23 protein-coding genes and 1 tRNA gene are annotated in these 26,681 nt (G+C 71.8%); 16 read left to right on the top strand and 8 right to left on the bottom strand.

Going from position 1 to position 26,681, the window contains the following annotated elements:
* Positions 1-65 precede the first annotated feature (65 nt).
* The 4 genes from IF55_RS08520 to mycP all read left to right on the top strand — a co-directional run bounded on the left by IF55_RS08520 (position 66) and on the right by mycP (position 6,054).
* Positions 66-2,411 carry a xanthine dehydrogenase family protein molybdopterin-binding subunit gene (locus tag IF55_RS08520; protein WP_398242577.1) on the top strand — a complete coding sequence of 782 codons (2,346 nt, stop codon included), beginning with the start codon at positions 66-68 and terminating at the stop codon, positions 2,409-2,411.
* Between the two features lie 194 nt (positions 2,412-2,605).
* Positions 2,606-3,091 (top strand): hypothetical protein, encoded by a 486-nt coding sequence (locus tag IF55_RS39980; protein ID WP_211269954.1) that lies wholly within the window; start codon positions 2,606-2,608, stop codon positions 3,089-3,091.
* Positions 3,092-3,173: 82 nt separating this feature from the next.
* Entirely contained in the window at positions 3,174-4,805 is a 1,632-nt protein-coding gene (locus tag IF55_RS39265) for a hypothetical protein (protein ID WP_157854249.1), read from the top strand.
* 97 nt (positions 4,806-4,902) lie between these two features.
* Complete coding sequence (gene mycP, locus IF55_RS08505; RefSeq protein WP_245661098.1) at positions 4,903-6,054, top strand: type VII secretion-associated serine protease mycosin; 1,152 nt, start codon at positions 4,903-4,905, stop codon at positions 6,052-6,054.
* A gap of 94 nt (positions 6,055-6,148) precedes the next feature.
* On the opposite strand, the gene IF55_RS08500 is transcribed toward mycP, so the two are convergent.
* The 3 genes from IF55_RS08500 to IF55_RS08490 all read right to left on the bottom strand — a co-directional run bounded on the left by IF55_RS08500 (position 6,149) and on the right by IF55_RS08490 (position 7,721).
* Positions 6,149-6,538: a hypothetical protein gene (locus IF55_RS08500; protein ID WP_030875083.1), complete on the bottom strand. Its 390-nt coding sequence runs from the start codon at positions 6,536-6,538 to the stop codon at positions 6,149-6,151.
* 156 nt (positions 6,539-6,694) lie between these two features.
* Positions 6,695-6,766, bottom strand: a tRNA-Cys gene (locus IF55_RS08495).
* 88 nt (positions 6,767-6,854) lie between these two features.
* Positions 6,855-7,721: an alpha/beta fold hydrolase gene (locus tag IF55_RS08490; protein WP_030875087.1), complete on the bottom strand. Its 867-nt coding sequence runs from the start codon at positions 7,719-7,721 to the stop codon at positions 6,855-6,857.
* Positions 7,722-7,859: 138 nt separating this feature from the next.
* Between IF55_RS08490 and IF55_RS08485 the strand changes: the two genes are divergently transcribed.
* The 9 genes from IF55_RS08485 to IF55_RS08445 all read left to right on the top strand — a co-directional run bounded on the left by IF55_RS08485 (position 7,860) and on the right by IF55_RS08445 (position 18,076).
* On the top strand, positions 7,860-8,765 hold the full coding sequence (locus tag IF55_RS08485) for a LysR family transcriptional regulator (RefSeq protein WP_030875090.1): 906 nt from the start codon (positions 7,860-7,862) through the stop codon (positions 8,763-8,765).
* 135 nt (positions 8,766-8,900) lie between these two features.
* Positions 8,901-9,467, top strand: coding sequence for a cysteine dioxygenase family protein (locus IF55_RS08480; RefSeq protein ID WP_030875092.1), 567 nt, complete (start codon positions 8,901-8,903; stop codon positions 9,465-9,467).
* The gene (locus IF55_RS08475) at positions 9,467-10,612 is read left to right on the top strand and encodes a YeiH family protein (protein WP_078643836.1); all 1,146 of its coding nucleotides are present in this window, start codon (positions 9,467-9,469) and stop codon (positions 10,610-10,612) included. Before IF55_RS08480 ends, IF55_RS08475 begins: the two co-directional genes overlap by 1 nt.
* 211 nt (positions 10,613-10,823) lie before the next feature.
* A complete protein-coding gene (locus tag IF55_RS08470; RefSeq protein ID WP_078643834.1) occupies positions 10,824-12,491 on the top strand; it encodes an MFS transporter in 1,668 nt (555 codons plus the stop codon).
* 110 nt (positions 12,492-12,601) lie between these two features.
* Entirely contained in the window at positions 12,602-12,823 is a 222-nt protein-coding gene (locus IF55_RS08465) for a hypothetical protein (protein WP_245661097.1), read from the top strand.
* A 120-nt stretch (positions 12,824-12,943) separates the two neighbouring features.
* On the top strand, positions 12,944-13,207 hold the full coding sequence (locus IF55_RS08460) for a type II toxin-antitoxin system death-on-curing family toxin (RefSeq protein ID WP_398242583.1): 264 nt from the start codon (positions 12,944-12,946) through the stop codon (positions 13,205-13,207).
* A gap of 1,085 nt (positions 13,208-14,292) precedes the next feature.
* Positions 14,293-16,080, top strand: a complete 1,788-nt coding sequence (locus IF55_RS08455; protein ID WP_030875105.1) for a DEAD/DEAH box helicase — start codon at positions 14,293-14,295, stop codon at positions 16,078-16,080.
* A gap of 405 nt (positions 16,081-16,485) precedes the next feature.
* Positions 16,486-17,127 carry an IclR family transcriptional regulator gene (locus tag IF55_RS08450; RefSeq protein ID WP_030875108.1) on the top strand — a complete coding sequence of 214 codons (642 nt, stop codon included), beginning with the start codon at positions 16,486-16,488 and terminating at the stop codon, positions 17,125-17,127.
* 169 nt (positions 17,128-17,296) lie between these two features.
* Positions 17,297-18,076, top strand: coding sequence for a S16 family serine protease (locus tag IF55_RS08445; protein WP_245661096.1), 780 nt, complete (start codon positions 17,297-17,299; stop codon positions 18,074-18,076).
* A 32-nt stretch (positions 18,077-18,108) separates the two neighbouring features.
* Here the strand turns inward: IF55_RS08445 and IF55_RS08440 are convergent, their stop codons facing one another.
* The 5 genes from IF55_RS08440 to IF55_RS08420 are packed head-to-tail and all read right to left on the bottom strand — an operon-like array spanning position 18,109 to position 22,447.
* Positions 18,109-19,104: a glycine betaine ABC transporter substrate-binding protein gene (locus tag IF55_RS08440; RefSeq protein WP_030875114.1), complete on the bottom strand. Its 996-nt coding sequence runs from the start codon at positions 19,102-19,104 to the stop codon at positions 18,109-18,111.
* The gene (locus IF55_RS08435; protein ID WP_030875117.1) at positions 19,104-19,982 is read right to left on the bottom strand and encodes an ABC transporter permease; all 879 of its coding nucleotides are present in this window, start codon (positions 19,980-19,982) and stop codon (positions 19,104-19,106) included. Before IF55_RS08435 ends, IF55_RS08440 begins: the two co-directional genes overlap by 1 nt.
* Positions 19,979-21,277 (bottom strand): betaine/proline/choline family ABC transporter ATP-binding protein, encoded by a 1,299-nt coding sequence (locus tag IF55_RS08430; protein WP_037962521.1) that lies wholly within the window; start codon positions 21,275-21,277, stop codon positions 19,979-19,981. Before IF55_RS08430 ends, IF55_RS08435 begins: the two co-directional genes overlap by 4 nt.
* Positions 21,270-21,917: an ABC transporter permease gene (locus IF55_RS08425; RefSeq protein WP_030875122.1), complete on the bottom strand. Its 648-nt coding sequence runs from the start codon at positions 21,915-21,917 to the stop codon at positions 21,270-21,272. The genes IF55_RS08430 and IF55_RS08425 overlap by 8 nt, the downstream gene beginning before the upstream one ends.
* A gap of 26 nt (positions 21,918-21,943) precedes the next feature.
* The gene (locus IF55_RS08420; RefSeq protein ID WP_048831772.1) at positions 21,944-22,447 is read right to left on the bottom strand and encodes an Lrp/AsnC family transcriptional regulator; all 504 of its coding nucleotides are present in this window, start codon (positions 22,445-22,447) and stop codon (positions 21,944-21,946) included.
* Between the two features lie 101 nt (positions 22,448-22,548).
* Between IF55_RS08420 and hppD the strand changes: the two genes are divergently transcribed.
* The 3 genes from hppD (at position 22,549) to IF55_RS08405 (ending at position 26,613) form a co-directional block, all read left to right on the top strand.
* Positions 22,549-23,688, top strand: coding sequence for a 4-hydroxyphenylpyruvate dioxygenase (gene hppD / locus IF55_RS08415; protein ID WP_030875129.1), 1,140 nt, complete (start codon positions 22,549-22,551; stop codon positions 23,686-23,688).
* A gap of 204 nt (positions 23,689-23,892) precedes the next feature.
* The gene (locus tag IF55_RS41165) at positions 23,893-25,128 is read left to right on the top strand and encodes a phage baseplate protein (RefSeq protein WP_157854250.1); all 1,236 of its coding nucleotides are present in this window, start codon (positions 23,893-23,895) and stop codon (positions 25,126-25,128) included.
* A gap of 114 nt (positions 25,129-25,242) precedes the next feature.
* Positions 25,243-26,613: an FAD-binding oxidoreductase gene (locus tag IF55_RS08405; protein ID WP_030875135.1), complete on the top strand. Its 1,371-nt coding sequence runs from the start codon at positions 25,243-25,245 to the stop codon at positions 26,611-26,613.
* Positions 26,614-26,681: the final 68 nt, after the last annotated feature.

Genomic DNA, 26,681 nt, shown 5'->3' with positions numbered 1-26,681 from the left:
GGCACGGCAGCGGGTGCGCCGGCGCGGGCGGGCACCGGCATGGAGAGCGGAAAGGCGACAGCGGCATGACAGCAGGAATGGCGGACGCCGCCGGAGCCGGAGCGGTGCCCCCCGCCGACGGCGGCGGGGCCGGCGCCCCCGGGCCCGCTCCGGCCGAGCCGGCGCCGCACGGCATCGGCGTCTCGCTGCCACCGGCCGACGCCCCCGCCAAGGCGCTCGGCGTCTTCCCGTACGCCGCCGACCTGTGGGCGGAGGGCCTGCTGTGGGCGGCGGTGCTGCGTTCCCCGCACCCGCACGCCCGTATCGTCTCGATCGACACCTCGGCCGCGGCGGCGATGCAGGGCGTACGGGCGGTGGTGACCCACGCCGACGTGCCGGGCGACGCCGCGCACGGCAGGCGGGTGGCGGACCGCCCGGTGTTCGCGTCGGACCTGGTGCGCCACCACGGGGAGCCGATCGCGGCGGTCGCCGCGGACCACCCCGACACGGCGCGGCTGGCGGCGGCGGCGATCGCCGTCGAGTACGAGGTGCTGGAGCCGGTCACCGACCCCGAGAAGGCCTTCGCCGCCGAGCCGCTGCACCCGGACGGCAATCTGATCCGGCACATTCCGCTGCGCTTCGGCGACCCGGAGGCGGCGGGCGAGGTGATCGTCGAGGGGCTGTACCGCATCGGCCGGCAGGACCCGGCGCCGATCGGCGCGGAGGCGGGCCTCGCGGTGCCGCGCCCGGACGGCGGCGTGGAGATCTACACGGCGTCCACCGACCCGCACGCCGACCGCGACCTGGCCGCCGCCTGCTTCGGCCTCGAACCGGAGCGGGTGAAGGTCGTCGTGACGGGCGTGCCGGGGGCGATGGGCGAGCGCGAAGACCCCGGCATGCAACTGCCGCTGGGGCTGCTGGCGCTGCGTACGGGCCACCCGGTGAAGCTGACGGCGACGCGCGAGGAGTCGTTCCTGGGGCACGCGCACCGGCATCCGACGTTGCTGAGGTACCGTCACCACGCCGACGCCGAAGGCAAGTTGGTGAAGGTCGAGGCACAGATCCTGCTGGACTCCGGCGCGTACGCCGACTCGTCCGCCGACTCCCTGGCCGCGGCGGTGGCGTTCGCCTGCGGCCCGTACGTCGTCCCGCACGCCTTCGTCGAGGGCTGGGCCGTACGCACCAACAACCCGCCCTCCGGCCATGTGCGCGGCGAGGGCGCGATGCAGGTGTGCGCGGCGTACGAGGGCCAGATGGACAAGCTGGCCGCCAAGCTCGGCCTGGACCCGGCCGAACTGCGGCTGCGCAACGCGCTGGCCACCGGCGACCTGCTGCCCACCGGGCAGACCGTGACCTGCCCGGCGCCGGTGGCGGAACTGCTGCGCGCCGTACGGGACTTCCCGCTGCCCGCGCTGCCCAAGGACGACCCGGAGGGCGACTGGCTGCTGCCCGGCGGCCCGGAGGGCGCGGGCGAGCCGGGGGCGGTGCGGCGGGGCGTCGGCTACGGCGTGGGCATGGTGCACATGCTCGGCGCGGAGGGCGCGGACGAGGTCTCCACGGCTACCGTGAAGATCCACAACAACGTCGCCACGGTCATCTGCGCCGCCGTCGAGACGGGCCAGGGCTTCTCGACGCTCGCCCGCCAGATCGTCCAGGAGGTCCTGGGGGTGGAGGAGGTCCATGTCGCGCCCGTCGACACGGACCAGCCCTCCGCCGGCCCGGCGGCGCGCGGCCGGCACACATGGGTGTCGGGCGGCGCGGTCGAACGGGCGGCGCGCATGGTCCGTACGCAGTTGCTCCAGCCCCTGGCGCACAAGTTCGGCATGTCCACGGAGCTGCTGACGATCGCCGACGGCAAGATCACCTCGTACGACGGGGTGCTGAGCACCACCGTCGCCGAGGCCCTGGACGGCAAGGAACTCTGGGCCACCGCCCAGTGCCGCCCGCACCCCACCGAGCCGCTGGACGACACCGGTCAGGGCGACGCCTTCGTCGGCCTCGCCTTCTGCGCCATCCGCGCGGTCGTGGATGTCGACATAGAGCTCGGCTCCGTACGCGTGGTGGAAATGGCCGTCGCCCAGGACGTCGGCCGCGTCCTCAACCCCCGCCAGGCGACCGCCCGCATCGAGGCCGGCATCACCCAGGGCATCGGCGCGGCCCTCACCGAGAACCTCCGCACCAGCGGCGGCCTCGTCCGCCGCCCCGACTTCACCGGCTACACCCTCCCCACCTCCCTCGACGCCCCCACCGTCCGCATCGTCAAACTGGTCGAGGAACGCGACGTCGTGGCCCCCTTCGGCGCCAAGGCCATCAGTGCCGTCCCCGTCGTCACCACCCCCGCCGCCGTAGCGGCCGCCGTCCGCGCCGCCACCGGCCGCCCGGTCAACCGCCTCCCCATCCGCCCCCAGTCGGCGGTGGGGGCGCCGGCGTAGGGGAGCGTTCGCTCTGTCGCGCGCTCGATGCCGGGCACATCGATGCCGGTACTAGGTACGCGTACTCATGAGGATGGGGCGGGCGGCTGGGAGGATTGTCAGTGCCGGATGCCATAGTGGTGTGTGTCGCCAGCGGAGTGAACGGCCACTGCGCTGACGTTGGTTGAAAACGGAGTGTAGTGGGGGAGGCAGAAGTGAGTGACAGCATTCCGGGCGCTGGGGGCTCCCATGGTCACTCGGGCGGTTCATCTGGTTCGTCAGGTTCATCAGGTTCGTCAGGTCCCGACGGCGCGAAGCTGAACGCGAAGCGGAACAAACTGCGGGAGTTCCAGCGCCGCGTCGACGACATCCTGGCCGACCTCTCCGCCTCCCCGGCCGCGCCGGAGCACATAGCGCGCGACAAGCTGGTGGCGACGGAACTGGGGTCGTACGACTTCAGCGAGGCGATGACCCTGTACGGCTCCTATTACGCGGTGCACAGCCAGTTGGAGACGCTGTCCAAGCTGCTCGCGGGGCAGATCGAGGCCATGGGGACCGCGGTGCACAGCGCGAGCGTCTCGTACGACGACATCGACCTCGAACAGCGGGAGCGCATGTGGGCGGTCCAGGCTGACATCAAGCGCTTCTACCATCCGCAATCGCAGACCAAGCCGTCGGACGAGCAGGCCTCGGGCTGGTGAGAGCCGACATGGGCGCACGCGATATGAGCTGTACGCACACGACTTCCGGCAGCGGGCCCGGCAGCAGGGGAGAGGAGCAATCGTGACTGACCTTCCGGGCGGCTACATCATGCCGCCTTCGACCGTGCCGATGCCGGCCCAAGTCCCGATCCGCGCACCCCAGAAGGCACCGCTGTTCTTCATGGCGCCCCGGGACTTCGAGTCGATCCCGCACGAGAAGCTTCTGGAGCTGATCAAGGGCGTCGACCCCCACAAGGCATCGGACGTCGGCAGGAGGCTCCACGAAGCCGCCGACAAGATCCAGAAGGTCGCCGATGACCTGAAGACGTACATGGACGAGGACCGTCTCCCCTGGGAAGGCGAGGGCGGCAACGCCTTCCGCACCTGGGGCGGCAAGATGGTCAGCGCGACGCGTGAACTGTCCGAGTTCAGCGGAGTGGCCGGCAAGTGGCTGATGGAAGCGGCCACCACGCTCGGCGAGGTGAAGAACGCGATGCCGGCGTACCCCTCGGAAGCCAAGGCTCTCCTGGACTCCTTCAAGAAGTCCGGCGGCAACCTCGGCCCGGAACTGTTCCGGGCCCCGACCCCGGCCACCAAGCCCGACAACCTGGTCGAACTCAAGCCGCCCACGAAGCAGGAGGCCGAAAAGGCCCAGGCACACCTCGACCACGAACACGCCGAGGCGGCACGGCTCATGCGGAAGCTGGCGGGGTCCTACACGGCCTCGGCGCGGTACATCAGCGATGCGAAGCAGCCTGAGTTCCCGCCTATGCCGGCGGGGATCATGCCGCCGCCTGTGGTCACAGTTGAGGGGCTACGGCACCTGGAGACTTCGGGTGGGACGGGTAGTGGGGACAGCGCCGTCACTCACCGGACGCTCGGATCGTCGAGTCGAGCGTCCTCCTCAGTGCCTGCGGAAGGCGGTCACTCGCGGAGCCACTCCGTGGACGGAGGCCCGTCGGCCAGTCACGCGAACACCGAGCTCACCGCTATGCCGACGGCGACGCACGACCGGGTTCTGCCGTCCGGGGGAGCGCCCGTTCCTCCCACGGTGACTGGGCCTCCGACGTCGCCCATGGCGCAGCCGAGCCAGGTCGTACCGCCATTCACCCCTGTTCCCCCGGGCAGCTTCAGGCCTACGGGAGGCAGCAAGGCATCACCTGCTGAGCGTGGCCCTCAGGGGCCGGGCCGCAGCCGGTTCAACGAGGTGCCGCGCGGGGGTAGTTCTCGCGCCCCCGCTGACGGGATCGTCGGTGGACGACCGTTGCCATCTCCCGGAGGCGGCCCGGTGAGCCGCATCCCTCGCGGCACGGTTATCGGCGCCGAGCCCGGCCTGGGTGGCGGCACCGCGCAAGGTCGGCCGCTCATGGGCCACGGGTTGGGGCCGGGCGCGAGCCCGGGCGGCCCGTCAGGAGCCCCCAGCGGGAGGCGGGTGTCCTCTGAATCCGGTGGTGTGGTCGGCGGGAACCCTCAGCGCCGCCCGGGAGCCGGCACCGGCGAGACCTTTACGCCTGGCGGTAGCGGCTTGGTGCGCGGTAACGCGGCGGGAAGCGTGCCGCCTGGTCGTGGCCCGGTCGCGCCGCCCCCTGGCTCTCGTTCTCGTAAGAACAAGCCCGCGGGCACTCGGCCCGGCGAACGTCCCGACTACCTCGTAGAGGACGAGGAAACCTGGCGACCGGCGAACAACCGCACCTCGCCCCCGGTCATCGACTGATCAGCAATCAGTTCACTTAAGAGGAATGGGTATGCGCAGCAGGGGCAGGACTCGGGCCACGTGGCGTGTCAGGGGGGCTGCTGGCGGGGCCGGGGTCATGCTTCTCGTACTCACCGCGGCTCCCGCGAGTGCGGAGTCCGTCCGTTCTCAGGAATGGCATCTGGATGCCATGCAGGCCGAGGAGATGTGGCAGGCCAGCACCGGGCAGGGCGTAACGGTGGCGGTGATCGACAGTGGGGTCGACTCGTCGCTGGCCGACTTGAAGGGGCAGGTGGTGAGGGGCAAGGACCTCTCCGGCATGCCAGGTGATGAACGAGACGACTACGACGGACATGGCACCAGTATCGCCGCCGTCATCGCCGCGACAGGGAAAGGGAAGGGAGCGCTTGGTCTTGCTCCGGGGGCCAACATCCTCCCTATCCGACTCGCGAACGTCGACATGGCGAGTAACGAGACCAAGCCAAATGTTCAGATCTCCAAGTCGATAGCTTCAGCGATTCGCTATGCGGCTGATTCGGACGCGAAGGTGATCAATATTTCCCTCGCCACGTCGTACGACGTTCCTGAGCTCACCGACGCAGTGAAGTACGCGCAGACCAGAGGAAAGTTGATCGTCGCTGGCGTAGGAAACAGCGGGCACAAGGGCAACGCTGTGATGTACCCGGCGGCGACACCGGGGGTGGTCGGAGTCGGTGCTGTCGACAAGAATCTCAGGGTTACGGCCGAGTCCGAGCGCGGCCCTCAAGTCGACCTGGTAGCCCCAGGCGACGACATTGTGCAGGCCTGCGACGGCGGCAGCGAAATTTGTACGGGGCATGGTACGAGCGCTTCGGCGGCCCTCGCCTCGGCCTCTGCCGCTCTCGTGTGGGCCAAGCACCCGGATTGGACTGCCAATCAGGTCACCCGGGTTCTCATCAACACCGCCGGCGGTCCCAAGGACGGGACCAAGCGCAACGATGCCATCGGCTACGGCGTGGTTCGCCCGCGCGTTGCCCTGACGAATCCCGGCGACCCCGGCCCCGCGGATGTCGACCCGTTGCTCGCGCCGGGTGAGCAGGCGTCGAAGCCGTCGGGTTCTCCCGCTGCCGACGCCAAGGCCCCGTCGCAGACGGTGGCTGATGCGTCGTCAAGCAGTGGCAGCGGCAGCGGCGGCGGGAATTCCACGGTCTGGCTCGCCGCGGCCGGTGGCGTGGTCGTGGTCGGTGCTGTGGCAGCCGGCCTTGTTGTGGCGCGGCGGCGCAGGAGCTGAGTGCGGGAGGGGCGAGCGGGGGGTCTCAGCTTCTGCGCCGGTTCTCCGGATCGCGCTGCGTGGACAGGACGGTAATTGGCCCTGCTGGGTCAGGTCAGCACTTGTTGTCCGGGTGGACGGAGCCGCCGTCGTCGAGGTTTTTGTTGTAGACCCAGCCACTGACTCCTTCGCTGTCGACTCGGAGGTGGGTCCACTTGTGGCCTGCTGAGTTCTTCACCCAGCAGTGGTAGTAGAGCGTGTAGGTGCGGCCGGCCGAGAAGAGCAATGTGCAACCTTTGTTGGGGCCGCTGCGGACCGAGGCCTTGCCGGATTTGGACTTGCCTTTTCCGGGGGACTTGTTGGACCAGCCGGGATGGGTGCACGCGTTGATCCCTGCGGAGGCGGCCTGGGCCGCGGGGGCCGTGGCGGTGATCGCGGCGCCCAGCAGGAGGAGCGGCGTGGTGGCCGCCACGGCGAATCGCGCGCGCTTGGTCAGTAAGTTCATCGGTTTCCTCTTCTCTCCTCGCTCGGCGGGCTCCCCTTGGGACTGGCCAGATTGTTCGGAGCATGCCACGCGAGACGGAAGATGAAACAGATGATCGAAGGGGTGGCGCCCCCGACGGAGCGCCACCCCTTTCGTTCTGCCTGGTCAGGCAGTCGGAGGCCGTGACCGGAATCGAACCGGCGTAACTCGCTTTGCAGGCGAGTCCCTCAACCACTCGGGCACACGGCCGGGTTGGTGTGCTGTGTTGACGATAGGGCGGGGGGTGGCGGGGGCTCAATGGGGCGGGGGGTTGTGCCATGGGACTGACATGTGGCGTTCATGGGGCGGCGAGGAACTGCTCGACCACGGGGCGGAACATGTCGGGTTCGTCGACCCAGGGGTAGTGGCCCACGCCGTGCAGGGGCTGGGAGCGGCCGTTGGGGAAGGAGGCCGCCACGAGTTCGCCGGCGCGCATGCCCGTTACGGCGTCGAGGTCGCCGGTGATGACCAGGACGGGGCATTCGACGTGGCGCAGGCGCTCCAGCAGGGCGCGGCGGGCGGGTTCGTCGACGCCCTGCCAGAAGCCGGCGCGGGGGACGGGGCCGAGCTGGGCGCCCTCGGCCGCCGCGTGGGCGCGCTGCGGGGCGTCCCAGCGGCCGTACGCGAGCGGCGCCGCGCGGCGGAGGAGGTCGCGTACCTCGTCTATGTCCGTCGCCTGGGCCAGGCCGTGAGCGGCCACGTACGCGTCCGGCCACCACTCCTCCGTGGCGCGCGACTCGAAGATCTTCTCCGCGTCGTCCGGCAGTTCGCCCTGGAGCCTCGAACCGGGGCAGACGATGACCAGGTGCGTCAGGTGCTCGCCGTAGCCCGCCGCGTACGCCTGGGCCGTCGCCGCGCCCGACGAGTGCGCCAGCAGCGCGAACCGCTCCAGGCCCAGGTGGCGGCGGAGCGCCTCCAGGTCCTCGGCCAGGGACGGGAACGCGTAGCCCGCCGGGTCCGCCGGCGCCGGGGAGGCGCCCGTGCCCCGGCTGTCCGGGATGATCAGCGGGCGGTGCCGGTCCAGGCCGCCCAGATCGCCCAGGTACGCCGCGTCCCGCCCCGGCCCGCCCGCCAGGCAGACCAACGGCGGCGTCGCCGCCCCGTCGCGCGGGCCCACGACCCGATAGTGCAGTTCAGCGGCGTCGTACGAGGTGTAGTGCGGCATACGCTCCACCTTGCCCCGTCCCGGGCGAACCACTCCACGGTGTAGTTGATGTGGGTGACGCCGATGGGCCGGGAGTGCTTCCGTACGGCCCGGCACCGGTTTTCTCCCTCCGCTCCAACTTCTGCTTATGATTCAGGCGTGTTCGACTCGCGGCACATCAAGACGTTCCACGAGGTGGTCCAGGCCGGCTCCTACTCGGCGGCCGCCCGTTCCCTCGGCTACACCCAGCCCGCGGTCACCCAGCAGATGAAGGCCCTGGAGCGGTCCGTCGGCACCCCCCTCTTCACCCGCGTCGGCCGCCGCATGCGCCTCACCGAGGCCGGCGAGGCCCTCGCCCGGCACGCCGACGCCATCCTCGACACCCTCTCCGCCGCCCAGCAGCAGATGAGCGCCATAACCCGGCTGCGCGCCGGCCGGGTCCGCGTCTGCGCCTTCCCCAGCGCCAACGCCACCCTCATCCCCGAGACCATGGCCCGGCTCTCCGCCGACCACCCCGGCGTACGGGCCGAACTCCTCGAAGGCGAACCGCCCGAGTCCCTTCAGCGGCTGATCCGCGGCGAGTGCGACATCACCCTCGCCTTCACCTACCCCGGCCTGCACGAATCCGTCCCCGAGGAGCTGGCCGAGATCCCGCTCCTGGAGGACCAGCTCACCGTGCTGCTGCCGGCCGGCCACCCGCTCGCCCGCCGCCGCGCCGTCAAGCTCGCCGACCTCGCCGAGGAACGCTGGATCGCCGGGTGCCTGCGCTGCCGCGCCAACTTCCTCCACGAGTGCGCCGAGCAGGGCTTCGCCCCCGACATCGTCTTCACCACCGACGACAACCTCGTCGTCCAGTCCCTGGTCGCGGAGGGCCTCGGCGTCGCCATGGTGCCCGCCCTCGTCCTCTCCTTCCTCCGCCACGACAAGGTCACCGGCCGCGCGCTCGACCCCGCCTCGCGCCGCCAGGTCTCCGCGTACGTGCTCCGCGACCATCTCCGCATCCCCGCCACCGCGCTCGTCCTCGACGAGTTGAAGGCCGTCGCCGGGCGGCGGGTGGGGTGTTAGCCGGCTCAGGCGTACTCAGGCGTACAGGCGGGTGCTCGGGGTCGTACTCACGCGCGTAACCCATAAGCCTGAGTTTGATTCCGGCCAATAAACTGTCGTTGGACGTGATGGATCGGATGGCTCGACGCTACCTGTATGAGCACTCCGACCGCAGCCCGGCCCACTGCGACGACCACCCGTCTCGCCCACCTCGTCGACGAGGTCCGGCAGGCCGTGGAGCGCGGACTGCCGCCCGACCTGACGGCGCACCTGGTCGGTGAGGCGCTCGGCCCCCACCTCGGCGCCGCCGACCTGCTCACCGAGGAGCAGCGCGCGGGCGACCCCGACCAGTACCGCCAGCACATCCTGCACGCCGAACGCGACGGCAGCTTCTCCATCGTCGCCCTCGTCTGGCTCCCCGGCCAGCGCACCTCCATCCACGACCACGTCTCCTGGTGCGTCACCGGCGTCCACGAGGGACGCGAGAGCGAGCGCCGCTACCGGCTCGTGCCCTCCGCCGCCGGCGCGCCGCCGCGGCTCGTCGCCACCGAGGACGTCGTCAACGAACAGGGCGACGTCTGCGGCTTCGCGCCCCCCGGCGACATCCACCGGGTCTGGAACGCCTGCGGCGACAAGGCCATCTCCCTGCACATCTACGGCGCCGACATCGCGCGCCTGGGCAGCAGCGTCCGCCGCGTGTACGACCTCCCGGCCGACCGGTAATGGCGCTGGAGACGCACCACGCCGCCGTCGCCGCCGCCCCGCAGAAGAAGGCCGAGAAGAGCAGACCCCCGCGCTGGAAGTCCGTCAAGAGCAAGATCCCCGGTCTCGCCATGGCCGTGCTCGGCGTCGGCCTCGCCTGGGACGTGCACTGGTTCGTACCCGCCGTACCCATGCTCACCGCCGCCGTCGTCCTCGGCATCGGCTCCGCGCACCTGCCCGGCCTGCGCGGCGTGGTGCGCGGCATCGCCCGGCCCGGCCTGTCCTTCGCCGGCAAACGGCTGATGCGCGTCGGCATCGTGCTGCTCGGCCTCAAACTCAGCCTCCACGACGTGCTCGGCATCGGCTGGGCCACCGTCGTGATGGTCCTCGCGGTCGTGACCGCGACGTTCTTCGGCACCCTGTGGCTCGGCCGCCGCATCGGGCTCCGCGGCGACCAGCCGCTGCTCATCGCCACCGGCTACTCGATCTGCGGCGCGTCCGCGATCGGCGCCGTCAGCGAGGTGACCGGCAGCGACGAGGAGGACGTGGCCACCTCCGTCGCGCTCGTCACGCTCTGCGGCACGCTCGCCATCGCCGTACTGCCGCTGCTGCACCACCCGCTGGGACTGGACGGCACGCAGTTCGGCCGGTGGGTCGGCGCCAGCGTGCACGACGTCGGGCAGGTCGTGGCGACCGCGCAGACCGCCGGGCCGGCGGCGCTCGGCGAGGCGGTGCTGGTGAAGCTGATGCGCGTCGCGCTGCTCGCACCGCTGGTGGCCGCCGTGGCCCTGGCCGTACGGCGCCGCAGGCAGTACGACGCGCGCGTCGCCGCGGCGGAGGCCGACGCGGAGGCCCCAGCGGATGGTACGGGCGGTAGTGGGGGCGGCAAGGTCGCGGGCAAGCGGCCCACCCTCGTGCCGCTCTTCGTCCTCGGGTTCCTCGCCATGGTCGCGCTGCGCAGCACCGGCCAGGTGCCGGGCGGCGCCCTCGACGCCGCCCAGGAGGCCCAGGAACTCCTGCTCGCCGCCGCCCTCTTCGGCCTCGGCAGCGCGGTCCACCTGCCCACGCTCGTACGGACCGGGGGACGGGTCGCGGCGCTCGGGCTGTGCTCGTGGGTGGTCGTCGCGGGCGTCTCGTACGCCGGCGTGCTCCTGACGACAGCCTGACGACAACCTGATGCTCCTGACGACGGCCTGATGGCTCCTGACGACGGCCCGACGACGGCCTGATGGCTCCTGACGACGATCTGACGGCCTCCTTACGGCGTGAGGCGAGATGAGGCGAGGTCGAGGGCGTGATCGGCCTAGGACGGACGGACGAGGTGATCACCACCTCGCGACAGGGGCCACGGCGAGCTACGCCTCTTACGCTGAGCGCATGACCGCTCTCGACCCTCGGGATACGGGCGCCGCCGATCCTGTCGGCACCGCCCGTACCCCCGACCTCCCCGTGCCCGCCGAGCCCGTCTCCGCCGATTTCGAGTCCGCCGATTCCGAATCCGCCGAGCGCGGTGCCGGCGCCGGTACTTCCGCCGCCTCCTCCGCCGTCGACCCGCCCCGCCGCCGAATATCCGGCGGCGGGACCGCGGACCCCCGTGCGGACGAGGAAGACGCGGCATCCCGCGGCGACACCGTGCTCGGGCGGCGCTACCGCGCCCTCACCCTCGGCATCATCTCCGTCGTCTCGCTCATTGCCTTCGAGGCGAGCGCGGTCAACACGGCGATGCCGGTCGCGGCCCGCGCGCTCGACGGCATCGAGCTGTACGCCTTCGCCTTCTCCGCCTACTTCACCGCGAGCCTCTTCGCCATGGCGCTCTCCGGCGAGTGGTGCGACCGCACCGGGCCGCTCGTACCGCTGTTCACGGGGATCGCGACGTTCGGCGCGGGGCTGGTCGTCGCGGGTTCGGCGCAGCAGATGTGGATGTTCGTGGCGGGGCGCGGCGTCCAGGGGCTCGGCGGCGGGCTGGTCATCGTCGCGCTGTACGTGGTGGTCGGGCGGGCCTATCCGGAGCGGCTACGGCCGTCGATCCTGGCCTCGTTCTCGGCCGCGTGGGTCCTGCCGGTGATCGTCGGTCCGCTGATCGCCGGCACCGTCACCGAACAGCTCAGTTGGCGCTGGGTGTTCCTCTCCATCCCGGTGCTGATCCTGCTGCCGCTGGCCGTCATGCTCCCCGCGCTGCGCAAGCTGCCGCCCGGCGAGTACACGGCGGCCATGAACCGCCGCCGCATCCTGCTCGCGCTCGCGGTCGCCGTGGGCGCCGGGCTCCTTCAGTACGCGGGCCGCGACCTCACGTGGCTCTCCCTGCTGCCGGCCGCCGCCGGGCTCGCCCTGCTGGTGCCGGGCATCCTGCGGCTGCTGCCGAAGGGCACGTTCCGGGCCGCCCGCGGGCTGCCGTCCGTGGTGCTGCTGCGCGGGGTCGCGGCCGGCGCGTTCGTCGGCGCGGAGAGCTTCGTACCGCTGATGCTCGTGACCGAGCGCGGCATGTCCCCGACGCTGGCCGGGCTCTCGCTCACCGGCGGCGGACTGAGCTGGGCGCTCGGCTCGTACACGCAGAGCAGGCCGCGCCTGGAGCCGTACCGGGAGCGGCTGATGAGCCTCGGCATGCTGCTGATGGCCGTGGCCGTCGTGCTCGTCTCGACGGTGCTGATGGCCGGGGTGCCGGCGTGGGTCGTCGCCGTGTCGTGGTTCATCGGCGGGTACGGGATGGGGATGACGATCTCCAGCGGCAGCGTGCTGCTCCTCAAACTCTCCCGGCCCGGGGAGGAGGGCTCCAACTCGGCGTCCCTCCAGGTCTCCGACGCGCTCGGCAACATCACGCTGGTCGGCGTCGCGGGCATCCTCTTCGTCGCCTTCGGCGGCGGCTCCGCCACCGCGGACGCCCACGCCGGCTCCTCGGCCGCCCCGCCGGCCGCCTTCACCGCCGTCTTCCTCACGATGGCGGGGGTCGCGGTGCTGGGCTCGTACATCGCGACGCGGCTGAAGCCGAGGGATGGCGGCCCGGCGGCGACGGTCGCCGCGGGGGCGGCGGGGGCGGCGGGGACCTGAGCCGTTGGCCGCCGGCCGCCTGCGCCTGTGCCTTCGGCCGCTGCTCGCGGCGGCCGGCGGCGCGCCGAAAACCGTGTGACCAGCGGCGACTTGGCCGATAGCGTCGCGTAATGCAGCAAATGCCGACTCATCAGCAGCGACTGACCATCGACCTCCCGGCCGACGAGTGGGAGGCCCTGCGCGACCTCGCCGACGCGCGCGGGGCCGCCCCCGGCGAGCTGGCGAGGGAGAGCGTGCGCCGGCTCGTCGACTTGGAGGAGTCGCTGACCCGCGCCGAGGCCGTGCGCCTCGCCACGCACCACGCCGAGCTGCTGCGGAGGCTCGGCCAGTGACCCGCCACCTGACGCTGCGCGAGGTCACGGACATCGCCCGGATCGCCTGCGGGGAGCAGGGGCTCCAGTTCCGGGAGCCCGGATTGCTGGGCCTCCGCCGCGCACCGGCCGCGGGCGCGGATGCTCGGCGTCGCCGCGTACGAGGACGTGTACGAGCAGGCGGCCGTCCTCCTCCACGCCATCGCCGCCAACCACCCGCTCGTCGACGGCAACAAGCGCACCGCCTGGCTCTCCGCCGCCGTCTTCCTCGCCCGCAACGGCATCGACACCGCCGCCGTCCCCCACGACGCCGCCTACGACCTCGTCATATCCATCGCCTCCGGCCACACCCGCGCCATCCCCGAGATAGCGGCGGGGCTGCGGGGGCTGGTGGGGGAGGGCTGAGGGGGCGCCCCCTGCCGCGTGCGGCGCCGGGGCGCCTGGCGGCGCGCCGTGCGGCGTTAGCCGGCGGGCGCTGCGCGGCTTGGCGCAGGTCGCCGGGGCGGCAAGGGGCCTTCGGCAACCCGGCCCCGCACCGGACCGGACGCGTTGACCGGTGCGGGCCGCCGCCCAGGGCATGAACGCGCGGGCACTGCCGGACTCGGCGTGGGCCGCCGGGGTTGGTATGAGGCCGGCCCGCGTCGGGCCCCAAGCCGGCCGCCGGGGTCCGGGTGGGGGGCTGGTGAAAGGCCGGACCGCCGTGGTGTGCGGTCGGGCGTGGGCCCCGGCGCGGGGGCTGATGCCTGCCGCGACGCGAAGGCTGGCGGCCGGCGCGGGTGCGGCACGCACGTGCCCCGGCACAGGCCCGGTGCGCAATGCGGTACGTACCCCGGCGCCTACCCAGCCCCGCCCCCAAGCGCGGCAGGCGTCCTGACGCGGGCCCGGCGCCGAGGGCGTATGTACCCCGGTGCGGCTGGGGGCTGTACGTACCCTGGCGCGGCCGAGGGCGGTACGTACCCCGGCGCGGGGCCGTGCGCCTGCCCCGCCCAGCCCCGCCCCCAAGCGCGGCAGGCGTTCTGGCGCGGGCCCGGCGCCGAGGGCGTACGTGCCCCGGTGCGGCCGAGGGCGGTACGTACCCTGGCGCGGGCCCGCCCCCCGAAGGGGGGGTACGTGCCCCGGCGCGAGGGCGGATGCCCATCCCGCCCAGCCCCGCCCCCAAGCGCGGCGCGGGCCCGGCCGCGAAGGCGGTACGTGCCCTGGCGCGGCTGAGGGCGGTACGTACCCCGGCGCGGGGCCGTGCGCCTGCCCCGCCCAGCCGCGCCCCCAAGCGCGGCAGGCGTCCTGGCGCACGTCCAGCCCCGAAGGGCGGGTATGCACCCCGGTGCGAGGTATGGCGCACACTCCCCCAGGCCGGTCTCCAAGCGCGGCAAGCGCTGTGGTGTGAGGTGGGTCGCACACGGAGGGGAGGGCGGGTTGTGGGGGCGGGGTGGGGTGGGGGGCGCGGGTAGGCTGACGCGGTTGCCGATCGCCGAGCCAGCCCGACGGAGACCGTGACTACCACCGCCGCCAATCACCACCTCTCGCCCGCCTTTCCCGGCCGGGCCCCATGGGGTACCGCGAACAAACTGCGCGCCTGGCAGGAGGGCGCGATGGCCAAGTACATCCAGGAGCAGCCGCGCGACTTCCTCGCCGTCGCCACGCCCGGCGCCGGGAAGACGACCTTCGCGCTGACCCTCGCCTCCTGGCTGCTCCACCACCACGTCGTGCAGCAGGTGACCGTGGTCGCCCCCACCGAGCACCTGAAGAAGCAGTGGTCGGAGGCCGCGGCCCGGATAGGCATCAAGCTGGACCCGGAGTACAGCGCCGGACCGCTCGGCCGCGAGTACCACGGCGTCGCCGTGACCTACGCCGGCGTCGGCGTCCGGCCGATGCTCCACCGCAACCGCTGCGAGCAGCGCAAGACCCTCGTCATCCTCGACGAGATCCACCACGCCGGCGACTCGAAGTCCTGGGGCGAGGCGTGCTCGGAGGCGTTCGACCCGGCGACCCGGCGGCTCGCGCTGACCGGCACGCCGTTCCGCTCGGACACCAACCCCATCCCCTTCGTCGCGTACGAGGAGGGCGACGACGGCATCCGCCGCTCCTCCGCCGACTACACCTACGGCTACGGCAACGCCCTCGCCGACGGCGTCGTGCGGCCCGTCATCTTCCTCTCCTACAGCGGCCAGATGCGCTGGCGCACCAAGGCCGGCGACGAGATCGCCGCCCGGCTCGGCGAACCCATGACCAAGGACGCCGTCTCGCAGGCCTGGCGCACCGCCCTCGACCCGCGCGGCGACTGGATGCCGAACGTGCTGCGCGCCGCCGACCAGCGGCTCAGCGAGGTCCGCAAGGCCATCCCCGACGCGGGCGCCCTCGTCATCGCCTCCGACCAGGAGTCGGCCCGCGCGTACGCCAAGCTGATCCGCGAGATCACCGGGCAGGGCGCCACGCTCGTGCTCTCCGACGACAGCGGCGCCTCGCAGCGCATCGACGACTTCTCCAAGTCCGACGACCGCTGGATGGTCGCCGTCCGCATGGTGTCCGAGGGCGTGGACGTCCCGCGCCTCGCCGTCGGCGTCTACGCCACCACCATCTCCACGCCCCTCTTCTTCGCCCAGGCCGTCGGCCGCTTCGTACGGTCGCGGCGGCGCGGCGAGACCGCCTCCGTCTTCGTGCCGACCATCCCGACCCTCCTCACCTTCGCCAACGAGATGGAGGTCGAGCGCGACCACGTCCTCGACAAGCCGAAGAAGGGCGGCGAGGAGGACCCGTACGCGGAGGAGGACAAACTCCTCGCGGAGGCCGAGAAGCAGCAGGACGAGGACACCGGCGAGGACGACCAGCTCTCCTTCGAGGCGCTGGAGTCCGACGCGGTCTTCGACCGGGTGCTCTACGACGGCGCCGAGTTCGGCATGCAGGCGCACCCCGGCAGCGAGGAGGAACAGGACTACCTCGGCATCCCCGGGCTCCTCGAACCCGACCAGGTGCAGATGCTGCTCCAGAAGCGGCAGACCCGGCAGATCGCGCACAGCCGGCAGAAGCCGGCCGCCGAGGCCGACCTCGTCGAGCTGCCGGCCGAGCGGCGGCCGATCGTCACGCACAAGCAACTGCTGGAACTGCGCAAGCAGCTCAATTCGCTGGTCGGCGCGTACGCCCACCAGAGCGGCAAACCGCACGGCGTCATCCACACCGAGCTGCGCCGGGTGTGCGGAGGCCCGCCGAGCGCGGAGGCCACGGCCGGGCAGTTGAACGAGCGGATCAAGAAGGTACGGGAGTGGGCCACGCGGATGCGCTGACGGGGCGCTCGCGCTGGGCGGGGACGCCATGGCCCTACGGCCCCGCGAGCGGAGCCTCCGCTCGCGGGGCCGTAGGGGCCCCGTAGCGCTGTCCGTTCGTAGCGGCTCGTAGGGCGGGTTCCTCGCCCCCGCCGGAGCGTTCCGTTCCGCCGCCGATCTCCTGTCCGGCCACCGGACGGATTTCGCATATCGCCCGCTCACTGCCCGGATTGTGGGCAAGCCCTTCCGCTCAGCGGACCGGCTCGCTACGGTGCCGGAACACGCACACGCCCCGTGGCAGCGCCGCCGCGGAGCGCAGCCGGTGCCGTGCGCCAAGCGGCCGGCGGCCTCTCGCGCGCGCTGCCGGACGGGCCGGCGGCCGCCCCCACCGCGACGGGAGCCGCCACTCACGTGAGGAGGGGCGTCGTGACCGCGGAGACCTCGCAGACGCTCGACCGAGGATTGCGCGTCCTCAAACTGCTCGCCGACACCGACCACGGGCTCACCGTCACCGAGCTGTCCACCAAGCTCGGGGTCAACCGGACCGTGGTCTACCGCCTGCTGGCGACACTCGAACAGCACGCGCTCGTACGCCGGGACATCGGCGGCCGGGCCCGCGTCGGGCTGGGCGTGCTGCGGCTCGGCCGCCAGGTGCACCCCCTGGTGCGGGAGGCGGCGCTGCCCGCGCTGCGCTCCCTGGCCGAGGACATCGGGGCCACCGCCCACCTCACCCTCGTCGACGGGACGGAGGCGCTGGCCGTCGCCGTCGTCGAACCGACCTGGACCGACTACCACGTCGCCTACCGCGCCGGCTTCCGCCACCCGCTCGACCGCGGGGCCGCCGGGCGCGCGATCCTCGCCGCCCGCCGCGGCGAGGCCGGCAATCCGGGCTACGCCCTCACCCACGGCGAACTGGAGGCCGGCGCGAGCGGCGCCGCCGCCCCGCTCCTGGGCGTGACGGGGATAGAGGGCAGCGTGGGCGTCGTGATGCTCGCCGACTCCGTCCCCGACCGCGTCGGCCACCGCGTCATGGACGCCGCCAAGGAGGTGGCGGAGGCGCTGCGGTGACGGTTCGCTCGCGCCGGCGGTGAGCCGACGTACGGGCTGGGCTCCGCCCGTACGCGCCGCCGCCACCCCCTCCGCGCTTCCGCCCGTACGTTCCCCCTGCCTGTACGTCCCCCCCCCCGCCCGTACGCCCCGGAGGGCCCCGGTGCGTGGGTGAATTAGGGTGGCGGGCGTGTCCTCTCGTGTTCGTGTTCTCACGGTCTGCTCCGTGCTCGTCGTCGCCCTGCTCGCCGTGGCCGCCTTCGCGCCGCTGCCGTTCTCGTTGGCGCAGCCGGGGTCGACGGCCGATGTGCTCGGGTCCCGGCGCGGGGAGCAGGTGATCACGGTCGAGGGGGCCGATACCCGCAAGACGACCGGGCAGCTCCGGGCGACGACGATCGTGGCGACCGGGCCCGACGCCGATGTGCGGCTCGGCGACGTGATCGACAGTTGGTTCCGTACGGACCGGGCGGTGATGCCGCGGGACTCCGTGTACCCGGTCGGGAACACGACCGCCGAGGTCGAGAAGCACAACTTCGCCGACATGCGGAAGTCGCAGGACGCCGCCACCGAGGCCGCCCTGCGCTACCTGCACCGGTCGTCGAAGGACGTGAAGGTCACCCTGGACCTTGCCCGTATCGGCGGGCCCAGCGCGGGGCTGCTGTTCACGCTCGGGATCATCGACAAGATCGACGGGGATGGCCGCGGCGGCGAGCTGACGGGCGGCCGTACGATCGCGGGCACCGGCACCATCGAGCCCGACGGGACCGTGGGGCCGGTCGGCGGCGTGCAGCTCAAGACGCAGGCCGCCAAGCGGGACGGGGCCACGGTCTTCCTCGTCCCGAAGGGGGAGTGCAAGGAGGCCGAGGCCGTACGCCCCGAGGGCCTTCAGCTCATCCCCGTCACCACCCTCAAGGACTCGGTCTCCTCCCTCCGGGCGCTGGCGGCCGGGCAGTCCGTGCCCACCTGCTGACCCCACCTCCCCCCAAATGAGAGCCAGAGGGCTCAGCCGCCCTTGATGAAGCCCTCCTCGATCAGCCAGTCCTTGGCGACCTCGTGCGGGTCCTGCCCCTCCACGTCCACCTTGCCGTTGAGCGTGCGGGCCACGTCGTTCGTGAGCTTCTTGGTGATGGGGCCGAGGACTTCGCGGATGGCCGGCCACTTCTTGATGGCCTTGCTGTTGATCTCGGGGGCGGCGTTGTAGTTGGGGAAGAAGTGCTGGTCGTCGCGCATCACTTCGAGGTTCATGGCCTTGATCCGGCCGTCCGTGGTGAAGACCTCGCCGTAGGTGCACGAGCCGCCCTTGGAGACCTGGGTGTAGACGATGCCGCCGTCCATCTTCTGGATGTTGGAGGCGGGGAGCCGCATCCCGTACTTCTTCTGCATGCCCGGCAGCCCGTCGTTGCGGGCCGCGAACTCGCTCTCCACGCAGAGGGTCACCGCCGACCTGTTCTTCTTCGCGAGGGCGGCGACGTCGGAGAGCGTCTTGGTGCCGTACTTCTTGGCGTTCGCCTGGTTCAGCGCGAGCGCGTAGGTGTTGTTGAGGGTGGCCGGCGGCAGCCAGGTGATGCCGTTCTTCAGGTCGGCCTCGTACACCGCCTGCCACTGCTCCTGAGGGTCGGGGATCGGCTTGTCGTTGCCGAGGTAGGTGATCCAGGAGGTGCCGGTGTACTCGTACATCGCGTCCGCGTCACCGGACTTGACGGCCTCGCGGGCGCCGATGGAGCCCTGGATGTCGGTGCGGTCCAGGACGGTCGCGCCGGCGGCCTTGAAGGCGAGGCCCATGATCTGGCCCAGGATGATCTGTTCGGTGAACTCCTTGGAGGTGACGGTCAGGTCGGCGCCCTTGAGCGGCCTGCCCTGCCCTATGGAGCCCGGCCGGACGTCGTCGGCCATGGGGCTTCCGCTGGTCAGCCCGCAGCCGCCGAGGGCGAACGGGGCCAGCAGCGCGCCCGTCGCGGCGGCGGCCGCCAACCGGACACGGCCCGGCGTACGTATCATCAGTCGCTCCCCTCCAGGCCGCGCGGCCGCAGCAGCAGTTCGGCCAGCGATGCCAGCCAGTCCACGAGCAGGGCGAGCACGATCGTCAGCACGGAGCCGAGCACCAGGATCGGCATCCGCTGATTGGTGATGCCCGTGGTGATCAGGTCGCCGAGGCCGCCACCGCCCCCGAAGGCGGCGAGCGTCGCGGTGCCGACGTTGAGCACGAGCGCGGTGCGGACGCCCGCGAGGATCAGCGGCACGGCCAGCGGCAGCTCGACTCTGCGCAGCACCCCGGCCGCCGACATGCCGATGCCGCGCGCCGCCTCCACCAGCGTCGGGTCGATGGCCCGCAGGCCCGTGATCGTGTTGGAGAGCACGGGCAGCACGGCGTAGATGACGATGCCGAAGAGCGCGGCCCGGCGGCCGATGCCCATCCAGATGACGAGCAGCGCCAGCAGGCCGATCGCGGGCGTCGCCTGGCCGATGTTGGCGATGGCCATGGCGAACGGCGCGGCGCCGCGCAGCCGGCGGCGGGTGAGCAGGATGCCCAGCGGGATCGCGATGATCAGCACGAAGAAGGTGGAGACGACCGTGAGGTAGATGTGCTGGCGCAGCCGCAGCCAGACGTTGCCGCCCGCGATGGAGTTGCGGGCGATGGAGTCGAGGTCCGCGCCGCGGAACCAGAGCCACAGGGCGAGCAGGATCAGCGCCAGTACGGCCGGCATGTAGGTGAGCCGCTGCCAGGTCAGGCGGCGCGGCGGCTTGGGCGCGGGGGGCCGGGCGAGGCCGGCGGCCGGCTCGTCGACGTCCACCTCGTCGCGGAAGGCGAGGCCCTTGACCTCGTGCTCGCCCGGGGCCCGCTCGTCCCGCGGCCGCCTGCGGTCCCGGCGGCTCACGAGAGGTCCTCGGGCCGGACGGCGGTCGCGCCCTCCTGTTCCCGTCTGGTCTGGTGCGCCCGCTGCTCCAGCAGCGCGTGCTGGTGCTCGACGGCTTCGAGGCGGTCCTCCTCCAGCAACTGCTGCACGGAGTTCATCAGCGTCTCCATGTCGACGACGCCGGTGTACTCGCCGCGCCGCCCGGTGACCGCGACCCGCCCGGCGTTGTCGGTGAGGACGGCCTCCAGTGCGTCGCGGAGCGTGGCGTCGCGGGTGACGGTGTCGTGCACAAGCGTCCCGGCGCGGGCGAGGGACCCCTTGGCCCGCATCAGGTCGCCGCGGCGCAGCCATTTGTACGGGCGCCGGTAGCGGTCGAGGAGCAGCACCTCGTTGGTGGAGCCGTGGCGCAGCATGTCGAAGAGGTACTGGAGCGGGTCGTCGATGGTGGCGGTGGGGAAGTCGACGATCTCCACGTCCCGTACGCGGGTGAGGTTGAGCCGTTTGAGCGCCGCGCCCGCGCCGACGAAGCCGGAGACGAAGTCGTCGGCGGGGTTGGTGAGGATGGCCTCGGGGGTGTCGAACTGGGCTATGTGCGAGCGTTCGCGGAGCACCGCGATGCGGTCGCCGAGCTTGATGGCCTCGTCGAAGTCGTGGGTGACGAAGACGATGGTCTTGTGCAGCTCGTGCTGGAGCCGGATCAGCTCGTCCTGGAGGTGGTCGCGGGTGATCGGGTCGACCGCGCCGAAGGGTTCGTCCATCAGGAGTACGGGCGGGTCGGCGGCGAGCGCGCGGGCGACGCCGACGCGCTGCTGCTGGCCGCCGGAGAGCTGGCGCGGGTAGCGGCCCTGGAACTCCCCGGCGTCGAGTCCGACGAGGTCCAGCATCTCCTCGATGCGGCTCTTGACCTTCGCCTTCGACCAGCCGATGAGCTTCGGTACGAGCGCGATGTTCTGGGCGACGGTCATGTGCGGGAAGAGGCCGGAGGACTGGATGGCGTAACCGACCTTGCGGCGCAGCCGGACCGGGTCGATGCCGGTGACGTCCTCGTCGTCGATCCGTATCCGGCCGGAGGTGGGCTCGATCAGCCGGTTGATCATCTTCATGGTGGTGGTCTTGCCGCAGCCGGACGGGCCCACGAAGACCACCAGCTCACCGGCCTTGATGTCCATGTTGACGTTCTCCACCGCCGGGGCGGGGGTGCCGGAGTACCGCTTGGTGAGGTCCTCCAGCGCGATGGTGGCGCCGGTGGTCGTGGTGGTGCTCGGCGGCGTGGTGTGCGCCGGCGCGGCGCCGCTGGGCGTCGAGGCTTCAGGCACGGATCCCCCTGGAGATGGTCAGCCGTCCGATGAGGACGTACACGGCGTCGAAGACGAGCGCGAGAATCACGATTCCGAGCGTTCCGGCGAGCACCTGGTTGAGGGCGTTGGCGCTGCCCAGGGAGGAGATGCCGCGGAAGATCTCGTTGCCCAGGCCGGGGCCGGAGGAGTACGCGCCGATGGCGGCGATGCCCATCAGCATCTGGGTGGAGACGCGGATTCCGGTGAGGATGGGCGGCCAGGCCAGCGGCAGCTCCACGCGCAGCAGCCGGGAGAGGCGGGACATGCCGATGCCCTTCGCGGCGTCCACCAGGGTGGGGTCGACGCCGCGCAGCCCGACGATCGCGTTGCGGACGATGGGCAGCAGCCCGTAGAGGATCAGGGCGGTGACGGTCGGCGCGACGCCGAGCCCGGTGACCGGGATGAGCAGGCCGATCATGGCGAGGGAGGGGACCGTGAGAACCGTGGCCGTCGAGGTGATGGCGAGGTTCCCGGCCCACTCGCTGCGGTAGGTGGCGACGCCGATCAGCACCCCGATGAGGGTCGCCACGACCATGCACTGAAAGACGGCGCTGGCGTGCTGATAGGTGTCGGTGAGCAATTGCGCGTACCGGTTGCCGATGTATTCCCAGAAATTCACTGGGCCGCTCCCTCGACGCTGTGGTCTCAGTCCTCCGACGCCTGTTTCACCAGCGGAATGATCCTCAGTGGCACCGGATTCTCCATCACGATCGCTGTGGACGCCCGCACGATGCCATCAAAACCCACAACCCGGTCGATCACACGTTGGAGGTCGGCGTTGGAACGGGCTACAAGGCGGCACAGCATATCGCCGTGGCCCGTCGTCGTATGCAGTTCGAGCACCTCGGGTACGCCCGCCAAATGACTGCGGACGCTGGCCCCTTGGCCCTGTTTGATCTCCAGCGTCGCGAACGCCGTGACCGGATATCCGATCGCCGCCGGGTCCACGTCGGGGCCGAATCCACGAATGACCCCATTGCTCTGCAAACGGTCCAAACGGGCCTGTGCCGTGCCGCGCGCCACGCCCAGCCGACGGGACGCCTCCAGAATTCCTATCCGCGGCTCCAGAGCCAGTAGCTCCAGCAATCTGCCGTCCAAATGATCGATCACCGGGCCTCCTGGAGGACGGTTCGACGGGTCGATGGTCATCATGTACAGAACGCTCGGAGATACTGCCCTATCACTGGACAGATTGCCCAGTGAAAACGCAAACTATTGCGCATCTTGTGGTTCGGAGAGAGCCTGCGGCCATGACTGAGACCCTGCACACCCCCAGCACCGCACGGCAGGCGGACCCCTTCCCGGTCAAGGGGATGGACGCGGTCGTCTTCGCCGTCGGCAACGCGAAGCAGGCCGCCCACTACTACTCCACGGCCTTCGGCATGACGCGCGTCGCCTACTCGGGACCCGAGAACGGCAGCCGCGAGACGGCCAGCTACGTCCTCGAATCGGGCGGCGCCCGATTCGTGTTCACCTCCGTCATCAAGGCCGCCACCGAGCACGGCAAGTTCCTCGCCGACCACGTCGCCGAGCACGGCGACGGCGTCGTGGACCTCGCCATCGAGGTGCCGGACGCCCGCGCCGCGTACGCCTACGCCACGGCGCACGGCGCCACCGGCCTCCAGGAGCCGTACGAGGTCAAGGACGAGCACGGCACCGTCGTGCTGGCCGCCATCGCCACCTACGGCAAGACCCGCCACACCCTCGTCGACCGCTCCGGCTACGACGGCCCGTACCTCCCCGGCTACGTCGCCGCCGAGCCGATCGTGGAGCCGGTGGCCCGCCGCTTCCAGGCCATCGACCACTGCGTGGGCAACGTCGAACTCGGCCGGATGAACGAGTGGGTCGACTTCTACAACAACGTCATGGGCTTCACCAACATGAAGGAGTTCGTGGGCGACGACATCGCCACCGAGTACTCCGCGCTCATGTCGAAGGTCGTCGCGGACGGCACCCGGAAGGTGAAGTTCCCGCTCAACGAGCCGGCCATCGCCAAGAAGAAGTCGCAGATCGACGAGTACCTGGAGTTCTACGGCGGCCCGGGCGTGCAGCACATCGCGCTCGCCACCAACGACATCGTCGCCTCGGTGCGGGCCATGCGGGCGGCCGGCGTCCAGTTCCTGGACACCCCGGACTCGTACTACGACACGCTGGGGGAGTGGGCCGGCGAGACCCGCGTCCCCGTGGAGACGCTGCGCGAGCTGAAGATCCTCGTGGACCGCGACGAGGACGGCTATCTGCTCCAGATCTTCACCAAGCCGGTCCAGGACCGCCCGACCGTCTTCTTCGAGATGATCGAGCGGCACGGCTCCATGGGCTTCGGCAAGGGCAACTTCAAGGCGCTCTTCGAGGCCATCGAGCGCGAGCAGGAGAAGCGCGGCAACCTCTGACCGCGCCGCGCGCGGCGGTGCCTGGCGAGCGGGCCGGAACCACGGGTTCCGGCCCGCTCGCCGTATCCGCCCTGCGCCGCCCCCGTCTCTCATACGGATGAACTTCCCCCTCGACGCGCACCCCGCACCCCGATCCCGGTCATGCACTGGACCGAACCACAGGGAAACGAGAGACGCGAGAGAGGGCAGTATCGAATGGGGCGTATGCAACTGCGGGGCCAGGGCCAGGGCCAGGGCCATGGGCAGGACCGGGGCGGGGAGGAAAGCCAGGGTCAAGGCCGGGGCCAAGAATTGGGCCAGGAGCGGCTGCTCGGCCGCAGACGGCTCCTCGGGCTCGGCGGGGCGTTCTCGGCGGCGGCCGTGCTCACCACGCTGGACGGCCCCGCCGCGCGAGCCGCCGCCGGGCCCGTACGCGCCCAAGCCGTCGTACGCGCCGAGGCCGCCGTACGCGCCGAAGGCGCCCTGCGCGCGGAGCCCGCCGTGCGCAGCGTGCCCGTACGCACGGTGCCCGGCGCCCGCGCGGAACCCGCCGGCCGCGCGGAACCCCCCTGGATCGACTTCTCCAAGAACCCCACCCGCCTGATCCACGGCGCGAAACTCCACCACACCACCGTCCTGCAGTCCTTCGGCTTCGACGAGGCCCGCGGCCACCTCTACGCCCTCCAGGTGATGGAGGGCGGCGTCCGGCTCCGCGGCGAACCGCGCGCGTACTCGCACGCCGAGCGGCAGCGCCACGGCGACCTCTGCCTCAACCGCCTCTCGACCAGCGGCAGACGGCTCGGCCGGATGTTCCTCAAGGGCTTCGGCCACGGCGGCACGATCGGCGTCGACCCCGACGGACGCGCCGCCGAACTGTGGACCGAGTGGGACGCCCACCCCAGCAGCGGCTACGGGCGCGGCGTCGCCCGCATCGCCTACGCCGAGGGTTCCGTGCTCACCACCGGCCGCGCCGCCCCCGCCGGATACCGCCCCAAACCCGGCACCACCGGCAACTACCCGGCCATCGACCTCACCACCGGCCGGCTGCTGCTGCGCTACCTCAAGCAGGGCAAGCCCCGCTACGCCCTCTACGACCTCGACGCCTTCATCGACCGCGAGTTCGACCCGCTCGCCGACTTCGCCCAGCCCGGCACCGGACTGCACCTGCCCTACCAGGGGATGGCCGTCCGCGGCGACTACGCCTACCAACTGCTCGGCAGCGCCTACGGCCCGAAGAACCCGCGCCCCTCCGGCGGCAACACCCGCCTCTTCTGCATCGACATGCGCAGCGGAGAGGTCGTACAGGAGGCCCGCATCCTCGCGGGGAAGTCCCTCCACCCGCGCGAACCGGAAGGGCTCGCCATCATCGGGAGCGCCGCCGCGCCCCGGCTGTGCATGGGGTTCGCCACCGGGCCCACCCGGGGCCGCGCGTACTCGATCTACCAGTGGGGCGGCCGCTGAGGGCAGGTCAGGACCAAGCGGCCGGATAGCCGGGAAGCCGGGGAGCCGGAAGGCGCGGCGCCGACCGCTGGTGCGATCTTCCCTACCGGCCCCCGGAGTGCCAGGGTGAGGACCATGGACGGCGACGTGATCAAACTCCTGTGCGACGGCCTTCCCGCCGAAGCGGTCCTCACGGACCCCGACATCACCCGCTCCTACGCCAACGACATGGCCAGCTTCTGCCCGGCCGGGCGGCCCGCCGCGGTCGTCCTGCCGCGCACCGTCGACCAGGTGCGGCACGTCATGCGCACCGCCACCGCCCTGCGCGTACCCGTCGTGCCGCAGGGCGCCCGCACGGGCCTGTCCGGCGCGGCCAACGCCATAGAGGGCTGCGTCGTACTGTCCCTCACCGCCATGAACAAGATCATCGAGATCAACGCCGTCGACCGGACCGCCGTCGTCGAACCCGGCGTCGTCAACGCCGAACTCTCCCGCGCCGTCGCCGAACACGGCCTCGCCTACCCGCCCGACCCCTCCAGTTGGGAGGAGTGCACCATCGGCGGCAACATCGGCACCGCCTCCGGCGGCCTGTGCTGCGTCAAGTACGGCGTCACCGCCGACTACGTCCTCGGCCTCGACGTCGTCCTCGCCGACGGCCGCCTGCTGCGCACCGGCCGCACCACCGCCAAGGGCGTCGCCGGCTACGACCTCACCCGCCTCTTCGTCGGCTCCGAGGGCAGCCTCGGCATCGTCGTACGGGCCGTGCTCGCCCTCAAGCCCGCGCCGCCCCGCCAGCTCGTGCTCGCCGCGGAGTTCCCCTCCACGGCCGCCGCCTGCGCCGCCGTCTGCGCCATCATGGCCCGCGGCCACGCCCCCTCGCTGCTCGAACTCATGGACCGCACCTCCGTACGGGCCGTCAACGCGTACGCCCGCATGGGCCTGCCCGAGACCACCGAAGCGCTCCTGCTCGCCGCCTTCGACACCCCCGACCCCGCCGCCGACCTCGCGGCCGTCGGCGCCCTGTGCACCGAGGCCGGCGCCACCGAGGTCGTACCGGCCGACACGGAGGCCGAGTCCGAACTGCTGCTCAAGGCGCGCCGGTTGACCCTCACCGCCCTGGAAGCCGTCAAGTCCGCCACGATGATCGACGACGTGTGCGTGCCCCGCTCCCGCCTCGCCGACATCTTCGAGGGCATCGCCGCCATCGCCGCGAAACACCGCCTGACCATCGGCGTCTGCGCGCACGCCGGCGACGGCAACACCCACCCCACCGTCTGCTTCGACCCCGCCGACGCCGACGAGGCCCGCCGAGCGCGGGAGTCCTTCGACGAGATCATGGCCCTCGGCCTCGACCTCGGCGGCACGATCACCGGCGAACACGGCGTCGGCCTCCTCAAGCGCGACTGGCTCGCCCGCGAGCTGGGCCCGGTCGGCCTGGAGATGCAGCGCGGCATCAAGCACACCTTCGACCCGCTCGGCATCCTGAATCCGGGCAAGGTCCTGTGAGCGGGGCCGGTTGACCGCGGCCCTGCGAGCGGCCCCCTGTGACCACGGCTTCCCGGGCCAGGGGCATC

The organism is Streptomyces varsoviensis (genome assembly GCF_000718635.1).
GTDB lineage: Bacteria > Actinomycetota > Actinomycetes > Streptomycetales > Streptomycetaceae > Streptomyces > Streptomyces varsoviensis.
Note: the sequence above shows the minus strand (reverse complement) of the source record. Positions and strands in the feature narration are given on the sequence as shown.

What these genes read in the sequence shown, in the direction of transcription:
- IF55_RS08520 (WP_398242577.1), top strand. Translation starts at nt 66, where the DNA reads ATGACAGCAGGAATGGCGGACGCCGCCGGAGCCGGAGCGGTGCCCCCC.
- mycP (WP_245661098.1), top strand. Translation starts at nt 4,903, where the DNA reads ATGCTTCTCGTACTCACCGCGGCTCCCGCGAGTGCGGAGTCCGTCCGT.
- IF55_RS08500 (WP_030875083.1), bottom strand. Translation starts at nt 6,538, where the DNA reads ATGAACTTACTGACCAAGCGCGCGCGATTCGCCGTGGCGGCCACCACG.
- IF55_RS08490 (WP_030875087.1), bottom strand. Translation starts at nt 7,721, where the DNA reads ATGCCGCACTACACCTCGTACGACGCCGCTGAACTGCACTATCGGGTC.
- IF55_RS08480 (WP_030875092.1), top strand. Translation starts at nt 8,901, where the DNA reads ATGAGCACTCCGACCGCAGCCCGGCCCACTGCGACGACCACCCGTCTC.
- IF55_RS08475 (WP_078643836.1), top strand. Translation starts at nt 9,467, where the DNA reads ATGGCGCTGGAGACGCACCACGCCGCCGTCGCCGCCGCCCCGCAGAAG.
- IF55_RS08470 (WP_078643834.1), top strand. Translation starts at nt 10,824, where the DNA reads ATGACCGCTCTCGACCCTCGGGATACGGGCGCCGCCGATCCTGTCGGC.
- IF55_RS08465 (WP_245661097.1), top strand. Translation starts at nt 12,602, where the DNA reads ATGCAGCAAATGCCGACTCATCAGCAGCGACTGACCATCGACCTCCCG.
- IF55_RS08460 (WP_398242583.1), top strand. Translation starts at nt 12,944, where the DNA reads ATGCTCGGCGTCGCCGCGTACGAGGACGTGTACGAGCAGGCGGCCGTC.
- IF55_RS08440 (WP_030875114.1), bottom strand. Translation starts at nt 19,104, where the DNA reads ATGATACGTACGCCGGGCCGTGTCCGGTTGGCGGCCGCCGCCGCGACG.
- IF55_RS08420 (WP_048831772.1), bottom strand. Translation starts at nt 22,447, where the DNA reads ATGACCATCGACCCGTCGAACCGTCCTCCAGGAGGCCCGGTGATCGAT.
- hppD (WP_030875129.1), top strand. Translation starts at nt 22,549, where the DNA reads ATGACTGAGACCCTGCACACCCCCAGCACCGCACGGCAGGCGGACCCC.
- IF55_RS41165 (WP_157854250.1), top strand. Translation starts at nt 23,893, where the DNA reads ATGCAACTGCGGGGCCAGGGCCAGGGCCAGGGCCATGGGCAGGACCGG.
- IF55_RS08405 (WP_030875135.1), top strand. Translation starts at nt 25,243, where the DNA reads ATGGACGGCGACGTGATCAAACTCCTGTGCGACGGCCTTCCCGCCGAA.